The sequence below is a fragment of the Mycobacterium sp. genome (assembly GCF_052144515.1).
GTDB lineage: Bacteria > Actinomycetota > Actinomycetes > Mycobacteriales > Mycobacteriaceae > Mycobacterium.
Map to the genome: position 1 here is coordinate 1 of NZ_JBKQQD010000485.1, position 4708 is coordinate 4708.

Genomic DNA, 4708 nt, shown 5'->3' on the forward strand with positions numbered 1-4708 from the left:
AGATTGGCTCGTACGATAATTCCTCACTGGGGCCTCCCACATCTTGTGGCTCTACCGGCCAGGACCACCCTGTCGGCAACCCACGTTCACATGTGAGCGGAGGCCCCAGCCCCCCATACCGTCTAGCGCGGACTCGGAGGGCCGGCGCGGGGGTTCCCAGGGGTTAACACCCGGCCCCCGCCTTTCGCGTCGGAATCCGCCCGACTCGAAGCACTACCGCCCTTTCAGCGGGGACGCTTCAGTCGGGAGACTTGACGCCCCCCTCTGAACTGGTCGGGCTGACAGTGTCTGGTTTCACGACATAGTTGGCAGCTGTCTCGCGACATAGTTGACACCCTCAACCGCGTGGGAGGTCGGCCATGTCGAAGGCGCAGCCTCACCCCGCGATGCCGAAGTACCCAAAGTGCCTGCTGTGTGCACGATTTGGCGCATCCTGACCCGACGAGGCTTCGTGGTGCCCCAACCCCACAAACGCCCCCGGTCAGCCTGGAAACGCTTCACCGCCACCCAACCCAACGAGCTTTGGCAGGCCGACGTCACCCACTGGCAACTGGCAGACGGCACCGAGGCCGAAATCCTCAACCTCCTCGACGACCACTCCAGAACCGCGCTGGCCAGCCAGGCCCGACCCACCGTCACCGGCCCCGACGTCACCGACACCTTCACCACCGCATTCACACAGTGGGGCACCCCCGCCGCCGTCTTGACCGACAACGGCGCCATCTTCACCGCCACACCACGCCGCAAGGGACGCACCGCCCTGCAGGTCCTCCTAGGCGCACTCGGCATCAAGTACCTGACCTCGCGGCCCTACCACCCACAGACCTGCGGCAAAGTCGAGCGCTTCCACCAAACCCTCAAAAAATACCTCCGCGCCCAACCACCGGCCCACACCATCACCGAGCTGCAGCACCAACTCGACAATTTCCTGGTCTACTACAACACCACCCGACCCCACCGGGCGCTGCACCGACACACCCCCCTCGAGGCGTTTAACGCCCGCCCCAAAAGCCTTTCCCAGCGGCTACCAGATCCCGCCGCACTACCGGGTGCGCCACGACCGCATCGACACCGCCGGCGCCATCACCATCCGCTACAACAGCCGCCTGCACCATATCGGCCTGGGCAAGCGCCGCCGCGGCACCAAAGTCATCGTCCTCATCGACAACCTCGACATCCGCGTACTCGACCACGACACCGGAACCCTGATCCGCAAACTCACACTCGACCCCACCCGCGACTACCAACCCCGCGGCGTCAAATGCGGAAACTCACCAGAAAACAGGCTCACGGTGTAAACCATGTCTCGGGACACCTGTCAACGATGTCCCGAGACATGACACTGGTCGGGCTGACAGGATTTGAACCTGCGACCACTTGACCCCCAGTCAAACGAAGTATGTTCGCCGGGGTCCGTGGGCGATGGGTTTGCACAGGTAGAGCCGTTTTCAAAACGTCAGCGAACAGTTGCGAACACCCCAGAAATTGACCGGGTTGCCGTACGTGTTGCCGTACGGGCATCGCCCTCCAGACCCCAAACATTCGAACCACAAAAGACCCCGGCGACCGCGCGAACGGCCCCGAATCTGACGTCCCTATTCAACGGGCTTGGTTCATCGGTTTCGCTGGTAGCGACGGACGGGCACATGGCCCCTGATTTTGACGTCGACTTCAGCTCCCGCCCCGACCTCTTTCACGGTGAACGTGTAAAGATCGCCCAACGGGCTGCCAAGCATAGAGCCCACTAGCTCCTCGACGTACCACAGCACGCCCGGCTGGTTGCAAGGGGGCTTCGATGCCCTGGCCTCTTCGACGTTCCATTTCACGTCCGGGTGGTTGGAAGGGAACTCGATGGTGTCGCCCTTCTGGATATCCTCAGCGCGAATGGTGTCGTAGTCCTGGTGGCTGTTCACCGCAATGACGTTAGGTCACCGGCCTACCGGCGTTCGCGGACAGCTCTCAGCGGCGCCGCGCACCGCACCCAACCCCCCCTTTGGATCAGGCGCCGTCGCCTTTCTCGACCATCGTCCGCACCACCGCCCACAGCCGCTCTCGCCCGCGATCTTGTTCTTGCCCAAGACAACGACTAGCGACCGGAGGCTAAGACGAGCGCTCGAGGCTATTTTTGGGTTTCTGAACTGACCGCGTGCCAGATATGTGCCAAACGATGGAGTAGCTACCCAGGTCGCGATCGCGACAACCGGCCACTCCCCTTCTAGTTGGCCACTGCCAACTGCTGCCACTGTTACGAAGACCAGGGGGCTTTTAGGTCTATTCCCGCGCCCTGCTACCGAAGCATTAAATAGCGATCGCTTCCACGACGCTGAACGGTGACGCGGTTTCGACCAACCGCGTCATGCGAAAGCCGGCGCGGTCCAGCAGCCGGCCGTATTCGTCGGAAGTGCGCTCACGCCCGGCGGCAAGGACCAACATTCCCAGGTCCGTCCACTTGCCTAGGAACTCGCGACCGTGGCGTGGGATCACGAACTCGACGAGCAACACGTGCTTCCCAGCACCGGCCGCTGTGCGCACGTTGTCAAGTATTTTCACCGGGTCGTCGTCAGGCCAATCGTGAATCACGTTCTTGAGAACGTAGACGTCGCCGCCGTCGGGCACGGCGTCAAAGAACGATCCCCCGAGAACGCGGATTCGGTCGGCGACATGGTGTTCGGCGAGCACGGCCGGGGCTCCTGGAACCACTTCGGGCAGGTCGAACAGGATGCCACGCGCCTGTGGCGTCGCAACCAGGATTGAGGCCAGCAGCCGACCATGCCCGCCGCCCACGTCGACGATGGTGGCGTAGCGGCTGAAGTCGTACGCGGCGGTCACCGATGCGACCGCGAGCTCGGACATGCTCGTCATGGCGCGATTGAAGATTTCGGCGACTACTGGTTCATCGGCCAGCAATTCGAACCCCGATTTGCCGCGTAACTTCGGGATAACCGCCTCGCCGGTCCGGATGGCATCCGTGAGGTGGCTCCAACACTCGCGATGCTCGGGCAAACCCATAAACTGGGCCATTGCGGCCAACGACACCTCAGCGTCGCTGCGCAGCGTGTGCGCCAGTGGGGTGAGGTCATATCGGCCATCGCGGCGCTGACGGAAGATGCCTCGCGAGATCAAGGCCCGCAGCAGTCGACTAACGGTATCGACCTCCGCGTCGATCGCGGCCGCCAGCTCTTGCGCCGTGAGCGGCCCTTCGGCCAGCGCATCCGCAATGCCGAGATCGGCTGCCGCGGTGATCGCCTGGGCGCACCAAGCGTTCGTGATCATTTCCATCATCACGGCGGGACCCGGAAGCATCCGTCGATGCAGCTGACCGATGCGATACCGGGCAGTTTCGATGGCCCGCACGACTGTGGCGGGCGGAAGCTTCGACACGACCATGAGGTTCAGCGCATCACGTCGGCATCGACATCGGGACGGTCCGGAAGTATGTGATGGCCCGAGGGTGAGGCATAGAGCGGATGTCCGACTACGCGGCCGGTGGCGTTAACGACAACATCGGCCCCCACCTCGTATAGCCCGCTGTCCACCTGGACGAACGCGTTGTACACGCCTTGGGGCGTGAGATACAAGAACTGCACGAGATTGGGGTCGACGCCGTTGGTGTTGCACGGCAACGAAGTTGGCAGGACAGTGAATGAGGGCCAAGTCTCGTTGACCAGTTGCGGTGTGGGCGGTACGGGCACCAACAACAGGGTCACAACGATCTCTCGGTCGGTCTCGTTGATCAGGCTGAACTCGACCCCTTCGCCGGTTATTCCCTGCGCATTCACAATCATCCCCGGAGGGGTGGACATGTCGCTACGCCTTCGATAACTCGGTCATGGATTTTGAAGGTCCGTCGAATTCGGAACCGCTGGTCACCGTTCGATGGTGCAGCGGCGCACGTGCACCTGACACGCGTAGTTGACTACCTCAGTTTTTGTAGGCGTTCTACCTGGACTGTGCATCGGCGTTGAGACGCGGCGTTGAGTAGCACGGTTGCTACGGCGGTGGCGATTCGCCATATGGTCCGGAATCAGCCCGAATAGGCCAGGACCTAAGTCAGTGGTTTGCTCGGGAACCGAAGCTCTCCACGCGATGCTCAACTGCGCTCAAGATCCACCACCCCGTCGTCACGATCGCGAGCGCCAATAGCGTGAAAGCATCCCCGACGACGAGCACCGCGATGATGCCGGCGATGATCCAGAAGGCGGCGATCGTTTGGTGGGCGATACGGTGTCCGCTCTTGGTGGTGTGCCGCATGTCTGCCTCGCTGGGAGTTGGTGTCACAGTCTGATTTAGTGGCCGTCCAGCGCAACGCATGAGCGATGAGAGAGCTGCCCAATCTGGGGTGATGGTGACCCATTTCACTGCTATTGGGTTGGGCGGGTCGCCGAACGAAACGTGCCATTCCTTTGAGGGCTCAGCTGGGGCGTTCGAGTTCAGTTCGGGCCTGGTCGATTTGGTCGTAAGCGTACGTCGCCATCGCGGCGGTGGTCATCGCCTCGCCCTTGCGGGCCAGCGATTCGTAGGTCGCCACGCCGAGGACTTCGCGGAGGTGGGTGATCGCGGTGGTGATCTCGGGGACTCCCGCTGTGGTGAGGGGACTGAGCGCGAACCCGGCGATGGTAGCCGCGGGTTCGTAGCGTCCGAGCCGGTCGAAAAGAGCGGCGAGGCTGGCCAGCGGGATGCGGATCGTCGTGGTGTTGCCCGCATTGTG

Annotated in this window: 5 protein-coding genes and 2 pseudogenes; 2 read left to right on the forward strand and 5 right to left on the reverse strand. The window is 62.6% G+C overall.

Annotation, left to right across the window (positions count from 1 at the left end; all coding sequences use genetic code 11):
- Positions 1–454: 454 nt before the first annotated feature.
- Both ACLP9N_RS32845 and ACLP9N_RS32850 read left to right on the forward strand, forming a co-directional pair.
- Positions 455–928 (forward strand): annotated as a pseudogene (locus ACLP9N_RS32845) (DDE-type integrase/transposase/recombinase); the annotation flags it as partial.
- Between the two features lie 121 nt (positions 929–1049).
- Positions 1050–1298, forward strand: coding sequence for a hypothetical protein (locus tag ACLP9N_RS32850; RefSeq protein ID WP_442411306.1), 249 nt, complete (start codon positions 1050–1052; stop codon positions 1296–1298).
- A 315-nt stretch (positions 1299–1613) separates the two neighbouring features.
- On the opposite strand, the gene ACLP9N_RS32855 is transcribed toward ACLP9N_RS32850, so the two are convergent.
- From ACLP9N_RS32855 to ACLP9N_RS32875, 5 genes and pseudogenes are all read right to left on the reverse strand, one after another.
- Positions 1614–1913: a hypothetical protein gene (locus ACLP9N_RS32855; RefSeq protein WP_442411302.1), complete on the reverse strand. Its 300-nt coding sequence runs from the start codon at positions 1911–1913 to the stop codon at positions 1614–1616.
- 385 nt (positions 1914–2298) lie between these two features.
- A complete protein-coding gene (locus tag ACLP9N_RS32860) occupies positions 2299–3387 on the reverse strand; it encodes a methyltransferase (RefSeq protein WP_442411303.1) in 1089 nt (362 codons plus the stop codon).
- Positions 3388–3392: 5 nt separating this feature from the next.
- Entirely contained in the window at positions 3393–3803 is a 411-nt protein-coding gene (locus tag ACLP9N_RS32865; RefSeq protein ID WP_442411304.1) for a hypothetical protein, read from the reverse strand.
- Positions 3804–4050: 247 nt separating this feature from the next.
- Complete coding sequence (locus tag ACLP9N_RS32870) at positions 4051–4251, reverse strand: hypothetical protein (protein ID WP_442411305.1); 201 nt, start codon at positions 4249–4251, stop codon at positions 4051–4053.
- 160 nt (positions 4252–4411) lie between these two features.
- Positions 4412–4708 (reverse strand): annotated as a pseudogene (locus tag ACLP9N_RS32875) (ATP-binding protein); the annotation flags it as partial.